The sequence below is a fragment of the Nocardia ninae NBRC 108245 genome (assembly GCF_007990755.1).
In the GTDB taxonomy this organism is placed as follows: Bacteria; Actinomycetota; Actinomycetes; order Mycobacteriales; family Mycobacteriaceae; genus Nocardia; species Nocardia ninae.
On record NZ_BJXA01000003.1, the window covers coordinates 132,070 to 149,117 of the forward strand.

Genomic DNA, 17,048 nt, shown 5'->3' on the forward strand with positions numbered 1-17,048 from the left:
ACTGAAGCGCCCAGACGTCCGATCATCAAGTGGCGGGTCGCCGAGGATAGCCACATGGATCAGGAAACATCGAGGCGCGGCGCCGACTTGCTGGCGGCTGATATCGAGGCGGCTCTGGGCTTCGAGGTGCACATCGACGAAACGATCCCTGAGCACCTCCGTCGGCAACCTTCCCCACCGGGATGGTGGATCGAGTTGACCATTCCGGCTTTGAACGTCCTGGTCGGCTGTACGCCGAGTGAGTCGACCCCCAGGGGTGTGGCGTGTGAACTCGCACAACGCATCCACGACGATGTCCTGACCCGCAGCGGAAAGATCTGGCCCGCCGACGGTGCGGGTGGCGACCAGCCGTTGCTCCCGACCTCGAGCGGGTGGCAGGGGCCGGGCGGCTCGGTGCCGTACGGGCAGGTCAAGGCGGCGAAGGAGCCCGATCCGAGCCTCGACGGGGTGATTCGATGGTGGCTGCCGCACAGCTACGACGGTCTTATCGCCAGCCAGTCCGGTGACGACGTGTGGTTCTCGCGCTGGCAGTACGAGGGCGACGACCAACGGATCACGCCGGGGATGCCGGTGACGTGGCTTATCGGCGAAGGGCGGCACGGGAAGTACCGCAAGGCAAGCGAAGTCCGTCCGGCTCAGGAGTAATCGTTAGGACCGGTCGCCGACGGACAGTTATCGCCGGCATCTCCAGCGTCGCAACTGGATTCGGTGATTCCGGAACGGGCCAGCGGGGCACGGTCGGACGTTGGCACACACTCGGACACGTCTCGCTCCGGTGCTGAAGACTGGGCGGGTGATAAATGTGCGGAGTGGAGGGACCGGGGACCTACCGTTGATCGTCGTGCATGGCGGCTCAGGCTCGTCACGGTTGTGCGCGGAGCTGCTGTCGGCGCTGCCGGGTCGGATTCGGTGGTGGGCGGTGGATTTGCCCGGCCATGGCGAATCATCGTGGACGCCGGGGAGATACGGCCTAGACATCGTCGGCGCGACTCTTGCGGAGTGGGCGGAGCGCGAGATCCCGACCCCGGCTTGGTGGTACGGGCATTCGTACGGCGGTCAAGCCGTACTCGCTGCGGCCGGTGCGGTGCCGCGGGTGTTCGCCGGACTCGTCCTTGGGGATACCCCGCTCAGTCCCGAGCGGATGTATCGGATCCTCGATCACAGCGTCGAGCGGCTGCGGCGATGGCGGGAATGGTGCGGCCGTCCGGAGGCGGAATTGGTGGAGTTGCTCGGCGGGGAAGCCTACGGCGACGGGACCTTCGCCGACGCGCTCGGCCGGGATCATCCCTATCTGCTCGGGATGGCGGCGTCGCTGCGGCGCCACGACCCGGAGTTCCTCGGCGCGCTCCTCGATGACCGCGAAACGGTCTACGAATGCTTGGTTCACGCGGAGAGCTGGCTCGCCGCCACGCCCGGACCTGCGTTGTTGCTGCGCGGTGATCCGGCGGTGATGGCCATGACTTCCGAGGAGGACAGCGCGCTCGTTCGATCGACGGGCGGAACCGTCCGTAGCCTCCCCGGCGTCGGTCACGGCCTCCACCATTTCGCGCCAGCAGCTGTCGCCGAAGCTCTCGACGGGTTCATCGGCTGAATCGACAGGTGTTGCGCCCGGCGTGGCGCTGGGCGAATCACCTCGGGTATGTCCCGGTCGGTGCTGGGGTGGGGTTGGGGGAGACTGTCGGGATGCGCGTGGTGGTGGTTAATCGGGGGGAGGTGGCGGTTCGGGTTTTGCGGGCTGCTCGGGAGCGGGGGTATGCGACCGTGGCGGTGTGTACTGCTGAGGAGCGGGATGCGCTGCCTGTTCGGTTGGCGGATGAGGTGGTGCGGCTGCCGGGGGAGGGTGCTGGGGCGTACCTCGATGTGCAGGCTGTGGTGGCGGCGGCCCAGATGGGTGGGGTTGGGGCGTTGGTGCATCCGGGGTATGGGTTTCTGAGTGAGAGTGCGGAGTTGGCTGCTGCCTGTGCGGCGGTGGGGCTGGTTTTCGTGGGGCCGGGGGCGGAGGTGTTGCGGACGTTCGGGGACAAGGTTGCGGCGCGGGCGGCGGCGGAGCGGGCTGGTGTGCGGGTGTTGGCGGCGACCTCGGCGGGGGCGGGGGTGGCGGAGATCGCGGAGTTGTTGGTCGCGCATCCGGAAGGGGTGATGGTGAAGGCGGCTGCTGGGGGTGGTGGGCGTGGGATGCGGGTGGTGCGGGATTCGGGGGCGTTGGGGGAGGCGTATGAGCGGTGTCGGGCGGAGGCGTTGGCGGGGTTCGGGGACGACGCGGTATATGGGGAAGCGTTGGTGGCCGATGCGCGGCATATCGAGGTGCAGGTGGTGGCGGACGGGGTACGCGCGGTGGCGGTCGGGGATCGGGATTGCAGCGTGCAGCGGCGGCAGCAGAAGTTGATCGAGGTGGCGCCTGCGCCGAAACTTGCTGCGGCGCTGCGGGAACGGCTGCACGGTGACGCGGTGCGGTTGGCCGAATCGGTGGGGTGTCGCGGGGTGATCACCGTCGAGTTCCTGGTGCGTGGGGCGGATGCGTGGTTCCTCGAGGTGAATCCGCGACTGCAAGTGGAGCACACGGTCACCGAGGAGGTGATGGGGGTGGATCTCGTGGCGCTGCAACTGGATCTGGCGCAGGGGTACAGTCTCGATGATCTCGCGGTGCCCGTTGGTGGTCCGCGTGGGTACGCCGTGCAGGCGCGGGTGAATGCCGAAATCGTCACTGCGGGTGGTGATGTGCTGCCGAGCACGGGCACTGTGGCACAGTTCGCTGCGCCGACCGGGGTGGGTGTTCGGGTCGATACTGCCGCGTATGCGGGTATGCGGCAAGGGGCACAGTTCGATTCGTTGCTGGCGAAGGTGATCGCGCGTGGTCCGTCGTATTCCGCTGCGCTGCGCCGCTGTTCGGATGCGCTGGCCGAAACCGTGGTTGTCGGTGTCGATACGAATGTGGCGCTGCTGCGAGCGGCGTTGGACGACCTCGCCCACGGAGTCACCGTATCGACAGCATGGTTCGAAGATAATCTGAACGAACTCTCCGCTCGGGCAATCGGTTACACACCCGCGGTACATGTCGAAGCCGGCGTCGTTTCGGTCGTCCCGGACTCTGTCGTCCTGCAAGACGACGAACAGGCCTTGCGCTCACCGATGGGCGGCACCGTGGTCAGCTTGGTCGAACCGGGCACCGTCGTCGCGGCGGGCGCCGAGGTCGTCGTGCTGGAAGCGATGAAGATGCAGCACGTGCTGCGCGCCGAACAACCGCTGCGCATCCGACGGCACATCGCCGAACCGGGTACGACCGTGGATCCCCATGCGCCCCTGCTGGTCTGGACCGAAGCCGACCACGACGGGTCTGTTGCCGACATCGCGGCGGTCGACCTCGACGCGATCCGCCCGGACCTGGCCGAGGTGCGCGACCGCCACCGCATCACCCGCGACGAGTCCCGCCCCGACGCGGTCGCCAAACGCCACCGGCTCGGCCGACGCACTGCCCGCGAGAACATCACCGACCTCGTCGACCAGGACAGCTTCGTCGAGTACGGCGCACTGGCGGTCGCCGCGCAACGCCTGCGCCGCAGCCCGGAAGATTTGATCGCAAATACCCCGGCCGACGGCCTCATCGGCGGCGTCGCGACCATCAACGCCGACCGGTTCGGCGCCGACCGCACCCGGGTGGTCGTCATGTCCTACGACTACACCGTGCTGGCGGGCACCCAGGGCATGCGCAACCACGCCAAGACCGACCGCATGCTCGAACTGGCCCGCGCGCAACACCTTCCGGTGGTCTTCTGCACCGAGGGCGGTGGCGGCCGCCCCGGCGACACCGATTACGGCGGCATCTCGGGCCTCGACGTCACCACCTTCCGTGCGATGGGTGCCCTGTCCGGCCGAGTCCCGTTGCTGGGCATTGTGTCCGGCCGCTGCTTCGCGGGCAACGCCGCTCTGCTCGGCATGTGCGACGTGGTGATCGCCACCCCCGATGCGAACATCGGCATGGGCGGCCCGGCCATGATCGAAGGCGGCGGACTCGGCGTCTACGCGCCCGAGGACATCGGCCCGATCGAGGTTCAGCGCCGCAACGGCGTCGTGCACATCGTCGCCGCCGACGAAGCCGAAGCTGTCCGCGTCGCCCAGCGATACTTGGCGTACTTCCAAGGGCCGGTCGATGATTGGACCGCCCCGGACCCGCGCCTGTCCCGCCACGTGGTCCCCGAGAACCGATTACACGCCTTCGACATCCGGGCGGCCATCGAAGCCATCGCCGACCTCGACTCCATCCTCGAGCTGCGCCGCGACTGGGCCGTCGGCATCGTCACCGCCCTGATCCGCGTCGAGGGTCGCCCCTACGGCGTGATCGCCAACAACTGCCATCACCTCGGCGGTGCCATCGACGCACCCGCCGCCGACAAACTCAGCAGCTTCCTGCGCCTGTGCGACGCCAACGACCTACCGATCGTCTCCCTCTGCGACACACCGGGTTTCATGGTCGGCCCCGAAGCCGAAAAAGACGCCACCGTCACCAAATTCAGCCGCCTCTTCATCGACGCGGCGGCCTTGTCGGTCCCGTGGGGCACCGTCGTCCTGCGTAAGGGCTACGGCCTCGGCGCCCAAGCCATGGCCGCAGGCTCCTTCCGCGCACCCCACTTCGTCGTCGCTTGGCCCACCGGGGAAATCGGTGGCATGGGCCTGGAAGGCGCGGTCCGCCTCGGCTTCGCCAAAGAGCTCGCCGCCATCGAAGACCCGATCAAACGCCAGGAAGCCTTCGACAACCTGGTCGGCCTCGCCTACGCCAGCGGCAAAGCCCTGACCGCCGCCACCGTCCTCGAACTGGACGACGTAATCGACCCAGCCGACACCCGCCGCTGGATCCGCACCCTGCACTAGCCCACCCGCAACGAAGCCGCCACCCACTTTCCGCAGCGATCCCGGCAGCCTCCACCGATGCGGTGACTTGACGTAGGCAGCCCCCTCTTGACGCATGCTGCGGCCTCCGTGAAGAAGATGCACCGTGCGTCAAGTCGGCGAGTGGGTTGGGTTCATGTCGGCGGGTGGCTTGGTCGATAGCCGCACTGGCTCTCGGGATCCGCGCCGCTTAGGAGGCCCGAGAGCGAGTGCGGATCCCGAGAAGTGGTGCGGCGGTGGGTTGTAGCCCGGGTGTAGGAGCCGGGAGTGGTGGGTTAGGTGAGGGCGGTTTCGAGGGCATCGACGAGGTTGCGGGCGCGTAGGTCGAGGGCACCTTCGACGATGTGGTTGGTGACGTAGGCGAAGGAGAGGGTGCGTTCGGGGTCGGCGTAGCCGAGGGATCCGCCGCGGCCGGGGTGGCCGAACGAATTCGGTCCGCCCAGGGTGAGATCGGCGATCGGGAGCATGAATCCGCTGGCGTAGCGGTCCGGCAGCATGATCACCCGATCGATGCCACGGGTCTGCTCGCGGATGGCGTCGTCGAGGGTGTCCGCGGTCAGCAGCCGGTGCCCGTCGACCTCGCCTACCAGCGCGGCGTACAGACGCGCCAGCCCGCGCGCGGTGCCGATGCCGTTGCTCGCGGGAATCTCCGCGGCGTGCACGGCGGGGGAGTTGAAGTCGATGTCGGGCGGGTCGGTGATCTGAAAAGCCCGGTTCGCCAACGATTCCGGGTCGCGCATTGCCGCGACCATCGGCCGGAACTGTTCCGGCACCAGCTCGTCGGGCAGTGCCGTCAGATCCGGTTTCGGCGCGAACACCAACCGGCTGACCCGATGTTGTTCGGCGGCAGGCAATCCGATGAAGAAATCGATATCGAAGGCTGCCGCGATGTCCTCGGCCAGGAACTGCCCGACGGTGCGCCCGGTAATGCGCCGGATCACCTCACCGACGAGCCATCCGTAGGTCCGGCCGTGGTACCCGTGGTCGGTGCCTGGCACCCAGTTCGGCGCTTGCGCGGCCAGCGCGTCCACCATCGGTGTCCACACCAGCGCGTCGGCGAGCGGCACCGACTTGTCGATCGCGGCGAGACCCGCCTGATGCGTCAGCAACCAGCGCACCGGAATCGCACCCTTGCCCGCCGCCGCGAACTCCGGCCAGTACCGAGCCACCGGTGCGTCCAAGTCGAGCTGACCGCGCTGGACCAGCAGATGGGCTGCGGCCGCGACCACACCTTTGGTGGCCGAGTAGACCAGTTGCAGAGTGTCGCGCTCCCACAGTCGGCCGGTGTCAGGGTCGGCCAGCCCACCCCACAGATCGACCACCGGTTTTCCGTCCCGATACACGCACACGGCCGCCCCGACCTCGCCCTGATCAGCGAAGTTCGCCGCGAATGCGTCCCGAACCGCTGTGTATCCGGGAGCAACAGTTCCGTCGATGCGCATGCAGCCCAGCATGTCACGGTGGCTGTGACGATAGATTTCAGTCGTCACCGGAACGTCCGCCGATATTGGTGTTCGTCCACGGCTGCAAAGGATGGTTGTCACCTATTAAAGGTGGCAACTGTCACCGATGCGCAACGAGTCGAGCAGGCGTGCAGCGACTCCGGCATCCAATGGGGTGCGAGCCACCGTGAGCCGATACCACAGCACGCCGTATATCTGGTCGACGAGTATTTCCAGGTCGGTGTCCGCGGTCAGCTCGCGTCGAGCGTGCGCTCGATCGAGGATGGCGCGCAGGATGGCGCGGCGGTCGCGAGCGAAATCGGCGAGCAGTTCTGTTGTCTCTGGGTCCGTTTGGGCTTCGGCGACCACGGCGCGCAACAGGGCGGCCGCCGCTGGAGTGGCCGCGTTGGTGAAGGTCGCGGTGATAAACCGGGCCAGATCTGCACGCAGGTTGCCTGTATCGGGGTCTGGTGCACTGCTGCGAGCCCACTCGGCCATGGCTTCCAGTAACACCGCACCTTTGGAGGGCCACCAGCGGTAGATCGTCTGCTTGCTGACACCGGCCGCCAACGCGATTTCCGCGGTGGTCACTGCGGTACCACTCGAGCGGGAGAGCAGGTCGACCGCCGCGTCGAGAATCGCCCGGCGGGCGGCGTCGTTGCGGCGGCGTCCGGTGTGCGGGCGCGGCAGTGTCACCGATGCAGCCTACCGCTTGACGGAACTGACGGTACCCATAAGAATTGTCGAGACTGCTGGTACCTATAAAAGGCGGTCGCGATCCATGGCTTCGACAAGTACCAAGCAGCGCCGGGTGACCTGGTATCACCGGCACATCGCTAATCCCCTGATGCGTCGCGTGGTGGGCCACCTGCCCGGTCAGGCGCTTCTGGAGACCACCGGTCGCCGCACCGGCTTAACGCGCCGCACCCCGGTCGGCGGTCGCTGCATTGGTGGTTCGTTCTGGATGGTCAGCGACCATGGCCTGGCCTCAGCCTTCGTCCGCAATATCGAGGCGAATGCCCGTGTGCGCCTGCAGATCCGTTCATGCTGGTACGCGGGCACCGCACACCTGTTGCCCGACGACGACGCCGAGGCCCGCCTGCGCCGACTCCCGCGATTCAACAGCTGGAATGTCCGCATGCTCGGTACCGACCTACTCACCATCCGCGTCGATCTCGACGACTGAACCTTGCTGGATGACGACAGGTTTGGCCCGCCGCAAATATCGACATTGCAGATCCGGTGACAGATAGAACCTGCAGGTGGCAGATAAAACCTGCCGTCACGGTGGCCGGTCGGCCGGCTCGGGCCGGGGCCGAACCTGTCGGTGCCGGACGGAATACTCGACCGTGGTCGCACCACCAACCGCACCGGAGGAACCGCATGCCGCACAAGCTCGAAGACCTGCCCTACGCGCGCCATCTCGCGGTATGGCAGGGCGATCTCGAGCCGGAAGGGGACTACGACTGCGTGCATCTGGACGGCGGCGAGTTCGACGATGTCGAGGTGCAGAACGCCCGCTTCAGCGAGTCGGTCTTCACGTCGGTGGCGTTCACCCGGGGCAGCATGCGGCACACCAGGTTCGCGGACGTGTGGCTGCGCAATGTGCGCTGGGTCGGCACCGAGCTCGCCGACACCGGTTGGCTGGACGGCGAAGTGCTCGCGGGCGCCATGTCCGGTGTGGATCTGGCGGGTTCGAGCCTGCGCCGAGTGCGTTTCGAGGGTTGCAAATTCGACTCGGTCAATTTCCGCACCGCGAAATTGCGCGATGTGTCGTTCGTCGAATGTGTCCTTCGGGACTGCGATTTCGGTGACGCCGCGCTCACCAACGTCACCTTCTCCGGATCCACCCTGGAAAGCATTGTGATGAATCGAGTCAAGCTGACCAAGGTCGACCTGCGCGGCGCCCGCGCTCTCGACATCACCGACGGCCTGGACTCACTCCGCGGCGCAACCATCGACAACGGCCAATTGATGGAGCTGGCCCCAGCGTTCGCCCGCCACTTGGGGCTCCTGGTCCGGGACTCCTAGGACGGTCCTGGCGAGCCGGGATGCCGCCCGACGGTCAGGCGGAACACGTTGTGCGAGTACGCCTTACGCGCCCGCCTCGGCACGGGCAACCGTCGCGGCCACACCGTCCAGCACCACCCCGAGCCCGAACTCGAAATCATCCTGACTCGGGTCCGGTGTCGACGGCGGCGGTGCCGATTCGAACAATCCGGAGCCGAAGAGCTCGGCCGCGTCCGGGAACCGCTCCGAATCGACCAGTCGCGCCATGTGTCGCCCATAGTTGCGGTTGACCTGCGTCTCATCGAGACCTGTTGTGCGCCTGCCTTGTTCGAGCTGCTGCGCCAGCAGATCGGCTTGCCGCACGTACCCGCTGACCACCATCACTACCCCGACCTTTGTTCCGGCGTCGAGCCCGGTGGGCCGCAACGCGCGTAAACCCGCGTCCATCCAGCCGATGGCGCCGGGCCCGCTCGGTGGCCCCGAGATCGGCAGCTGAGTGAGCCACGGTCGTCGCCGGTGCACCGACCACAGGGCAACCGCCCACTCATGCAGGGCGGGCCGCCAATCATCGTGCGGCGCAGGGAACTCCGGGGGAAAACCGTTTGCGGCGTCGGCCATCAGGACGAACAGCTCCTCCTTCGACCCGATATGCCGATAGAGCGACATCGGTGTGACCCCAAGCCTTTCGGCGATCTTCGGCAGCGTCGCACCCGACAACCCGTCCCGGTCCGCCAGTTCCACCGCGGTGCGCACGACCTGATCGACATCGAGTCCGGCCGGTCGCCCGAGTTTCGGCCCGGTGGGCAGCCGCCACAGGCGGACCAGCTCGTCCGGTGGGATGTCGTCGACCATGGTGCCTCCTCAGCGCTTGTGCCCGAACGGCGGGAACATTAGCATGCGCCTTATAGTATAAGAGATATATTAATAAAGGAAGAGGGCTCCATGAACACCACCGTTATCCACCGAACCACCGGCACGGCGGGCCTGATCGCCACACTCCTGACGCTGGTCGAACTGCCACTCTATTTCGTCTACGGCGGCCCGCCACCGGACTGGAACATCTTCACCCGCAGCATGTTCGGCCTCATCGGCGGCGCGCTGCTCGTCGTGTTCATGGTCGGTCTCCCGCACCTGCTGAAGGCGCACGGCCCGGTCTACGCCTGGCTCGGCTCGCTGAGCGCGGTCGCCGGACTGATGTGGCTCACGGTCACCTCGATCTCCACCTGCCTCGAGGTCGGCGCCGCCATCGCCGCACCCGACCCCATCGACCCCACCATCGCCGTCACCGGCACCTACCTCCTCTACGGTTCGCTGTCGAAGCTGCTGATCGCCTTGTTCCTGATCGCCTTCGGTACTGCCATCGCAGGCACCGCTCTGCTCCCACGCTGGACGGTATGGTCGGCCTTCGGTTTGGCCGCGACCCACCTCGCCTTCGTGCCCTCGATGTACTTCGGCAACAACCCCGCGGACTTCTACGCCGCCAACGGCTGGGGCACCACGGCCACCACCGGCGGCCTGACCATCCTCTGGCTGCTAGCGGTGAGCGTCGCACTCCTGCGCGCCCCGGCCATCCGGACCACCTGAACGTCCACCGCTCGTTTCGAATCGACAGCGTCGCCTACGAAACCGAGCGAAGTCTTGCCGAGTCCAGGTCCGGCCTCGTTCGGCCAGGTTCAAGTCGTCGTAGAGGTCGTGCACTTCAACGGCGCGTGCTTGAAGATCATGGATGTCCACATGTCAGGTCTACCGAGATCTCTTGTCCGACGGCGGAGGCGATGTCGGCACGCCCCGGTGGCCAGGCGCACGGCCAACCGAGACACGCAGCGGCACAACATATTACGTCAGCATGGGTTCGAGCTCATCGAACACGTGCGGAGGGCCATCAGGGAGTTGATCGGCACCTACGGTCCGGCACCGTCCCGCTCATACCGCGACCCGCACAGCAGGCGAACGCACGGACCTGCCGCATTGAGCCCGGTCCTAATCGGCCATCGACGGCTCACCGATGTAGCCATTGCCACAGCTTGACACCTAGGCCATCAAAGCTCGCCCCGCACCTCGATCAGTTTGTCGTTTTGCCCATCGGAGCGGCTCGGCATTGATAGATTTCGCCGAGTCGTCGGGGTATGGCGAATTCGATGAGGAATGCGAGTACATGTTCGACCGGGATTTTCGCCGCAGCACCGACGGTGTTCGGGTGCTGATCGGGCTCGCGGAGGAACGCGGAATGTCCGGTGCGGACTGTCTGTCCGGGGCGCGGCTGTCGCCTGCGGATACCGAGTGTACGGCGCAGCAGGAACTGCTCGCGGTGCGCACGCTGCTCGCCCGTTGCGGCGCCGAGCCGGGGCTGGGAGCCGAAGCCGGTGGGCGGGCCGATATTCCGTCGTACAGCCCGTGGGGCCTGGCGCTGCTCAGCAGCCGGACGTTGCGCGACGCGATCGACGTGGCGGCCCGCTACCTCGACCGGGCCTCGGTTTCCGGCAGGCTCACCGTCGAGGAAACGGCGGGCTCGCTCCGCCTGCGCTTCGATGATTCCGAAAGCACTCCGGATGTGCGTGCTTTCCTGGCCGAACGAATCCTGGCCGGTATCAAGACAATCGGCAGCGCCGCGGGCCGCACCGAAATTGCGCCGACACGAGTCGAATTCCGGCATCGCGCGCCGACGGACAACAGTAGGTATCGCGAGATCTTCGCCGTGGCCCCTATTTTCGGCGCGGACACCAACGCGATGTCGTTCGACGGCCGCGCGCTCGACCAGGCCGTGCCGGCCACCGGCGAGCGGGCGCGCAACACCTGTGCGCAATTCTGCCGTGACCTGCTGGAGCGACATCACACCCGAACCGGAGTCGCGGGCACCGTGCGCGAGCTGCTGGTCCGCAACCCTGGCGATATTCCGGATCAGATCGCGGTCGCCAACGAATTGTTCATGAGCCCGCGCACCCTGTCGCGCCGGCTCAACGAGGAGCAGACCTCGTTCCGCGCATTGCTCGACGAGGTCCGGCAGTTGCTGTCGGAACAACTGCTCGGCCACACCGATCTGACCACCGAGCAGGTCGCCGCCCGCCTCGGCTATGCGGAAGCCGCGTCCTTCATCCGCGCGTTCCGGCGCTGGAAAGGGTGTCCGCCACAAGAGTTCCGGCTGCACGGCGGCCGGTCACCGGCACCGACGCGTGCGCCTGTCCCGGTCGGCGCCCGGTAGGCGAACTCCCGCCGAGCCTCCGTCCACAAGGTCCGCACAGAGTTCCAAGTGGAACAACTGAGCTCGCCCGGTGTGTTGGCCACGGCAGAAGCGCTGGATGCTGCAAGTATGCTGGCATGTCGATCAGCGCTCCCGTTGCGCCGAGTGTCCCGAAGACGATCCGCCAGGCCACGGTATTGGCCGTCTGCTGCACCGCCGTCGTGATGGCGAATGTGGACACCACCGCGGTCAACGTCGCGCTACCCGCGATCGGTCGCGGGCTGGACGGTTCGGTGGCGGGTGCGCAGTGGGTGGTCGCCGCCTACACGTTGACCTTGGCGTGCCTGCTGACGCTGTCCGGCTCGCTCGCCGACCGGATCGGCCGACGGACCATCTTCCAAATCGGCCTCGCGATATTCGCTATGAGTTCGCTGTTGTGTAGTCTCGCGCCCTCGATCGGCTGGCTCGTCGCCTTCCGGGTAATGCAGGCGGTCGGCGGGTCGATGCTGACTCCGGTAGCGATGGCGATCATTTCGGCCGTGTTCACCGAGCCGGGACAGCGGGTGCGGGCGATCGGGATCTGGAGCGGATCGATCGGGATCGGCATGGCGGCCGGCCCGGTCATCGGCGGCTTACTGGTCGAGACGATCGGCTGGGAAGCGGTGTTCTGGATCAACGTGCCGATCGCGGTGACGGCGCTGGCGCTCACCTTCCTGGTGGTCCCGCAGTCGAAGTCGGAGCGGCCGCGCGCGCTCGATCCGGTGGGGCAGCTGCTGGTGATAGGCGTGCTCGGGCTGCTGGTGTTCGCGATTATCGAAGGGCCACACCGGGGTTGGCTCGCGCCGGAGACGCTGGGCAGCTTCGCGGGCTCGGCGGTGTGCCTCGCCGCGCTGCTGCGGTACGCGCCGCGCCACCCGCACCCGCTGATCGATCTGCGGGTGTTCCGTTCGGTCCCGTTCACCGGCGCGTTCGTGATCGCGATCCTCGCGTTCGCCGCGATGGGTGGCTTCCTGTTCCTGAATACGTTCTACCTCCAGGAGATTCGGCACGACTCGCCCCTGATGGCCGGGCTGGCGCTGGTGCCGATGGCGGCCGCCATGTTCGTCTTCGGACCGATGTCCGGCCGGATCGTGGCGAGCCGCGGCGCCCGCAGCGCGCTGAGCACGGGCGCGGTGGTGGCGACCGCCGCCGCGGCGGTGCTGACGCTGACCTTCGACGGCAGCGCAAACCTGTTGCTGCTCATCGGTTACGCGATGTTCGGCGCGGGCATCGGCCTGATCTACACGCCCATCACGGCGACTGCCGTGGCAGGGCTGCCACCCGCACAGGCCGGCGTCGCGGCCAGCTTGGCGAGCACCTCCCGCCAGATCGGCCAGTCGCTCGGCGTCGCCGTCATCGGTTCGCTGATCGCCAGCCATCCCGGGGCCCTGACCTCGGCCGCGGCCTTCCAGCCGCCCGCCCATCTCGGCTGGCTCACCATCACCGGTCTGTGCGCCGCCGCGCTGGTGGCCGCCCGAATCAGTACCGCGCCCAAGGCGGTTCGCGCGCGCTTCTGAAACTCCGATTGTCCACTACCTGGGCAATCGGTCGGCACACCGAATCCTGCTCCCGTACTATCGCGATCGGATACACCGGCCGGGGAGATGTAAGGAGGACGGTGTGGGACCTCGCATCCGCAACGGGACCCTGTGGTTGCGACGCTTCGCCGGAACGACGCCGGGGGTGGTCGCGGTTGTTGTCGTCGTTTCCGTCGTGCTGTGCCTGCTCGCCGGTTTCGCGTCCGCGAGCCAGCTGAGCGGTAAGAGCGAGCGCCGCGACGTCGCGCTCGAACGCACCGAGCCGCTCGCGTTCGCCGCCCAGCGGCTGTACGTGGCGCTGTCGGCCGCCGACGCTTCGGCGGCCACCGCCTTTCTGGCCCCCGGCGTCGAGGGACCCGCGCTGCGCAAGCAGTATCAGCAGTCGCTCGCCGACGCCGCCGCCGCGCTGTCGGAGGCCACCGCGGGAGTTTCCGACGAGGAGACCAGGCAGATCGTGGCCCGCATCGCCGCCGACCTGCCCGCCTACACCGGCCTGGTCGAGACGGCGCGAGCGAACAACCGGCAAGGTTTTCCGGTGGGCTCGTCCTATCTGCGCGCGGCCTCGGAGGTGATGCAGAAGTCCCTGCTGCCCAACGCCGAACGGCTCACCGCCAGCCGGTTCGCCGCGGTGCACGAGGATCAGAAGGCCATCGCCGCGCTGCCGGGGGTGAGCATCGTGCTGATCGCGCTGGTGCTGCTCACCTGCGTGGTGGGGTCGTGGATCCTGTTGCAGCGCACCAACCGGATGGCCAACCTCGGCGTGCTGGCCGCGGCGGGTGCGGCGGCACTGGCGCTGCTGTGGGCGGTGGTGGCGACGAGCGTGGCGGCCGACGCCATGGACACCGGCGCGCAGGACCGCTTCGAAACCCTGGCGAAGGCGCGCATCTCGGCCCAGCAGGCGCGCACCGAGGAAACGCTGCAACTGATCACCCGCGGCGACATCGCGGCGGGTGAAGAGAACTACAACAAATACGCCACCGAGCTGCGCGACCGGATCGGCGCCGTCGTCGGCCCGGAGTCCGTTGCCGCGCAAGAGCTCACCAAGTGGACCGCCGGGCACCGCGCGCAGATCGCCGCGTACCAGGCGGCGAACTACCCGGCGGCGCTCGAGCAGGCGATCGGTACCGGCCCCGCTTCGTCGGCCACCCAATTCGCCGCGCTGGACCGTTCGCTCAACGACAACCTGACGCAGGCCCGCCGCGACCTGCGCGACGGGCTGCGGACCGCGGGCACCGCGCTGATCCTCAGTCCGCTCGGCACACTCGCGTTGCTGGTGCTGGCCGCGGCCGCCGTGGTGGCCGGGGTGTGGCCGCGGTTGAAGGAGTTCCTGTGAGGACACGCTTGTTGCTCGCCGCGCTACTGGTCGGGGCGAGCGTGCTGATGACCGGCTGCGGATCGGGCGAGCTGCCCGCGCCGAGCACGCTCGACGCGGTGGATCCGCTACCCGCCGGCGCCGCGGAGATCACCGCCCCACCGCAGGCCGAGGGTGACGGCGGCTGCGACACGGAGGCGACCCTGCGGCCCGGCCCGCTGCCGAGACCCGGTGCGATGCCCGCTGGTTCGGCGATGGCAGAGATCGTGGCGAACCAGCGGCTGCGGGTCGGCGTCGACCAGAACACTTACCTGTTCGGCTTCCGTAATCCGGGTACCGGCGAACTCGAGGGCTTCGACATCGACATCGCGCGCGAGATCGCCCGCGCGCTGTTCGGCGACCCGACCAAGATCGAGCTGCGCTCGGTGACGGCGGCCGAACGCATCCCCGCGCTGCGCGACAAGCAGGTCGACATGATCGTGCGTACCTTCTCGGCGACCTGCGAGCGCCGCAAGGAGGTCGACTTCTCGGCCGTCTATTACCGTGCGGCGCAACGCATCCTGGCGCCGCGGGACTCCGGCATCAAGTCCGGTGACGACCTCGGTGGCAAGCGCGTCTGCGTGGCCCGCGGCACCACCGCGCCCGCTCCGCTGTTCACGCTGGCGAAGCGGCCGACCGTCATCGGCGTGACGAACTGGACCGACTGCCTCGTCGCGCTGCAACAAGGCCAGGTGGACGCGATCAGCGGTGACGACCCGATCCTGTTCGGCCTGGTCGCCCAGGACCGTAACCTCGCGGTGGTCGGCACGCCGATCGGCAACGGCGCCTACGCCGTCGGCGTGCCCAAGGGCAGCGACGAGCTGGTCCGCTTCGTCAACGGCGTGCTCGACCGGATGCGGACCGACGGCACGTGGCAGCGGATCTCCGCGGCGCGGCTGGGTTCCCTCGGCCAGGTCCAGGAGCCGCCCGAGCCACGGTATGTGGGATGAGTCAGACCATCATGCCGCTACTCACCGTGCCCGAGATCGATCGTGAATTAGCCCGGCGCGCAACAGAAGTCGACGCGATCGTGGCCACCCTGCTGGAGCTCGACAAGCATCCGGGACTCACCCTGATGCGGCGCTACCCGCCGTCCGGGGCGACCGAGGCGCGCTGGCTGCCGGTCCGCGACGCCCTCGCGCTGATGTGGGAGGACTTCGGCCGGATGCGCGCCATCCTGGATTCGGCACGCGCGGTGCGCGGTACCCGCGCCAAGCTGGACGACGGTCGGCGCGCGGAGCTGACCGAGCTGCTGCACGGACGCCCCTACGAGGTGTCGCGGACGCCGATCCCGCTGGCCGAACGCTCGCTGACCGGTCCGAGCGAACACGTGTTGTTCGTCGGCCTCGCCGATACGCTCGAACGCATGCGGGCGACCTTCCCGGTGATTGCCGAGTTCCTCGACGCGGTGGACAAGGTGAACACCCGCGTCATGTCGGGCCTCGCGCCGCTACAGAAGAGTTTGGACCAGGCCGGAGCGGTGACGCCGGAACTGCGTGCCATCGCCGACGGCATCGCCGATCTGCTGAGCCGCTCGGCCACCGATCCGCTCGCCCTGACCACCGCCGAAATCGACGCCCGCGTCGCCGGACTCGCTGCGGCCATGCGCCGGGAGGCGGCGGTGCTCGCCGAACTCGGTGCGATGGTGGCGAACTGGCCCGGCGCGATCGCGGCTGCGCGCACAAAACTGGACGCCTTGCAGGCCACGTGCGAGCGGGCCGCCGCGGCGAAAGCGAAGGTCGAGCGCACCATCGTGTCGGGTCCGCTGCCGGTGCCCACCGACAATGTCGGCCTGCTGCGCGCGCAACTGGATGCCCTCGCGGCCCAGACCGGTGCGGCGGCCGCTCTTTTGGCACTCGGTCGCCGCATCGATAGCGCGAGCGAGAGCGCAGCCACCGCGGAGAATCTGGCCCAGGGGCTGCTTGACCGGCGCGGCGAACTGCGCGGCAGGCTGGCCGCCTATCAGGCCAAGGCGGCCCGCCTAGGCGTCGGTGAGGACCGTGATCTGCTCGCCTCCCAGCAGATCGCGGCCGGGCTGCTCGCCCGCACCCCGTGCGACCTGGCGGCGGCTACCCGCGCCGTCGCCGACTATCAGCAACTCATCGCGGAGAAATCGGGGAGGGGAACATGAGTATCTGCACGGAGCCCGGCTGTTCGGGCACGATCGAGGACGGCTACTGCGCCGTGTGCGGGACCGCCCCGGCGGAGGCGACGACCGTACGGTCGGGATCGTCGCCAGGGGAGGTGGCGACGGCTGCCGCGAAAGGTCGGCGGTGTACCGAACCTGGTTGTGGCGGAACGATTGTCGACGGCTACTGCGAGATGTGTGGCACGGCCCCGGCGGAGGCGACGACGGTACGGTCCGAATCGTCGGCGGCGGAGGTGACGACAGCGGCCGCGAGAGACCGGCGGTGCCCCGAACCCGGTTGTGGCGGAACGATTGTCGACGGCTACTGCGAGGTATGCGGGACGGCTTCGGCGGAGGCGACCACTGTTGAGGCGGCACCGCCGTCTGCCGGGGCGCCCACGGTCGAGGCGGCATCGTCGCCCGCCGAGGTGACTACGGCGGCCGCTGCGCACCGGGGGTGCCCCGAACCTGGTTGTGG

General features: G+C 68.0%; 14 protein-coding genes. 11 read left to right on the forward strand and 3 right to left on the reverse strand.

Annotation, left to right across the window (positions count from 1 at the left end; genetic code table 11):
* Nucleotides 1-54 precede the first annotated feature (54 nt).
* The 3 genes from NN4_RS04305 (at nt 55) to NN4_RS04315 (ending at nt 4,866) form a co-directional block, all read left to right on the forward strand.
* Nucleotides 55-645, forward strand: coding sequence for a hypothetical protein (locus NN4_RS04305; protein ID WP_147128648.1), 591 nt, complete (start codon nt 55-57; stop codon nt 643-645).
* A 196-nt stretch (nt 646-841) separates the two neighbouring features.
* Nucleotides 842-1,591, forward strand: coding sequence for an alpha/beta fold hydrolase (locus NN4_RS04310; protein ID WP_186818256.1), 750 nt, complete (start codon nt 842-844; stop codon nt 1,589-1,591).
* Between the two features lie 92 nt (nt 1,592-1,683).
* A complete protein-coding gene (locus NN4_RS04315; protein WP_147128650.1) occupies nt 1,684-4,866 on the forward strand; it encodes an acetyl-CoA carboxylase family protein in 3,183 nt (1,060 codons plus the stop codon).
* Between the two features lie 293 nt (nt 4,867-5,159).
* Here NN4_RS04315 and NN4_RS04320 read toward each other — a convergent pair whose 3' ends face one another.
* Together NN4_RS04320 and NN4_RS04325 are read right to left on the reverse strand one after the other, a co-directional pair.
* Nucleotides 5,160-6,326: a serine hydrolase domain-containing protein gene (locus NN4_RS04320; protein ID WP_147128651.1), complete on the reverse strand. Its 1,167-nt coding sequence runs from the start codon at nt 6,324-6,326 to the stop codon at nt 5,160-5,162.
* A gap of 105 nt (nt 6,327-6,431) precedes the next feature.
* On the reverse strand, nt 6,432-7,022 hold the full coding sequence (locus NN4_RS04325; protein ID WP_147128652.1) for a TetR/AcrR family transcriptional regulator: 591 nt from the start codon (nt 7,020-7,022) through the stop codon (nt 6,432-6,434).
* Nucleotides 7,023-7,107: 85 nt separating this feature from the next.
* Between NN4_RS04325 and NN4_RS04330 the strand changes: the two genes are divergently transcribed.
* Complete coding sequence (locus tag NN4_RS04330) at nt 7,108-7,512, forward strand: nitroreductase/quinone reductase family protein (protein ID WP_186818257.1); 405 nt, start codon at nt 7,108-7,110, stop codon at nt 7,510-7,512.
* A 197-nt stretch (nt 7,513-7,709) separates the two neighbouring features.
* Entirely contained in the window at nt 7,710-8,357 is a 648-nt protein-coding gene (locus tag NN4_RS04335; protein WP_147128653.1) for a pentapeptide repeat-containing protein, read from the forward strand.
* Between the two features lie 63 nt (nt 8,358-8,420).
* Here the strand turns inward: NN4_RS04335 and NN4_RS04340 are convergent, their stop codons facing one another.
* The gene (locus tag NN4_RS04340; RefSeq protein ID WP_147128654.1) at nt 8,421-9,188 is read right to left on the reverse strand and encodes a TetR/AcrR family transcriptional regulator; all 768 of its coding nucleotides are present in this window, start codon (nt 9,186-9,188) and stop codon (nt 8,421-8,423) included.
* Nucleotides 9,189-9,278: 90 nt separating this feature from the next.
* Here NN4_RS04340 and NN4_RS04345 point away from each other — a divergent pair, with 90 nt between their 5' ends.
* The 6 genes from NN4_RS04345 (at nt 9,279) to NN4_RS04375 (ending at nt 16,573) form a co-directional block, all read left to right on the forward strand.
* Nucleotides 9,279-9,920: a hypothetical protein gene (locus tag NN4_RS04345; protein WP_147128655.1), complete on the forward strand. Its 642-nt coding sequence runs from the start codon at nt 9,279-9,281 to the stop codon at nt 9,918-9,920.
* Nucleotides 9,921-10,491: 571 nt separating this feature from the next.
* A complete protein-coding gene (locus NN4_RS04355) occupies nt 10,492-11,535 on the forward strand; it encodes an AraC family transcriptional regulator (RefSeq protein ID WP_147128656.1) in 1,044 nt (347 codons plus the stop codon).
* Nucleotides 11,536-11,651: 116 nt separating this feature from the next.
* A complete protein-coding gene (locus NN4_RS04360; protein WP_147128657.1) occupies nt 11,652-13,070 on the forward strand; it encodes an MFS transporter in 1,419 nt (472 codons plus the stop codon).
* A gap of 103 nt (nt 13,071-13,173) precedes the next feature.
* Nucleotides 13,174-14,424: a GlnX family signal transduction membrane protein gene (locus NN4_RS04365; protein WP_246180696.1), complete on the forward strand. Its 1,251-nt coding sequence runs from the start codon at nt 13,174-13,176 to the stop codon at nt 14,422-14,424.
* Nucleotides 14,421-15,392, forward strand: a complete 972-nt coding sequence (locus NN4_RS04370; protein WP_147128658.1) for a glutamate ABC transporter substrate-binding protein — start codon at nt 14,421-14,423, stop codon at nt 15,390-15,392. Before NN4_RS04365 ends, NN4_RS04370 begins: the two co-directional genes overlap by 4 nt.
* A complete protein-coding gene (locus NN4_RS04375; RefSeq protein ID WP_147128659.1) occupies nt 15,389-16,573 on the forward strand; it encodes a hypothetical protein in 1,185 nt (394 codons plus the stop codon). Before NN4_RS04370 ends, NN4_RS04375 begins: the two co-directional genes overlap by 4 nt.
* Nucleotides 16,574-17,048: the final 475 nt, after the last annotated feature.

Excerpts from the sequence above, each read along its gene's own strand:
- NN4_RS04355 (WP_147128656.1), top strand. The coding sequence starts at position 10,492 with ATGTTCGACCGGGATTTTCGCCGCAGCACCGACGGTGTTCGGGTGCTG.
- NN4_RS04305 (WP_147128648.1), top strand. The coding sequence starts at position 55 with ATGGATCAGGAAACATCGAGGCGCGGCGCCGACTTGCTGGCGGCTGAT.
- NN4_RS04330 (WP_186818257.1), top strand. The coding sequence starts at position 7,108 with ATGGCTTCGACAAGTACCAAGCAGCGCCGGGTGACCTGGTATCACCGG.
- NN4_RS04320 (WP_147128651.1), bottom strand. The coding sequence starts at position 6,326 with ATGCGCATCGACGGAACTGTTGCTCCCGGATACACAGCGGTTCGGGAC.
- NN4_RS04345 (WP_147128655.1), top strand. The coding sequence starts at position 9,279 with ATGAACACCACCGTTATCCACCGAACCACCGGCACGGCGGGCCTGATC.
- NN4_RS04315 (WP_147128650.1), top strand. The coding sequence starts at position 1,684 with ATGCGCGTGGTGGTGGTTAATCGGGGGGAGGTGGCGGTTCGGGTTTTG.
- NN4_RS04375 (WP_147128659.1), top strand. The coding sequence starts at position 15,389 with ATGAGTCAGACCATCATGCCGCTACTCACCGTGCCCGAGATCGATCGT.
- NN4_RS04360 (WP_147128657.1), top strand. The coding sequence starts at position 11,652 with ATGTCGATCAGCGCTCCCGTTGCGCCGAGTGTCCCGAAGACGATCCGC.
- NN4_RS04340 (WP_147128654.1), bottom strand. The coding sequence starts at position 9,188 with ATGGTCGACGACATCCCACCGGACGAGCTGGTCCGCCTGTGGCGGCTG.
- NN4_RS04335 (WP_147128653.1), top strand. The coding sequence starts at position 7,710 with ATGCCGCACAAGCTCGAAGACCTGCCCTACGCGCGCCATCTCGCGGTA.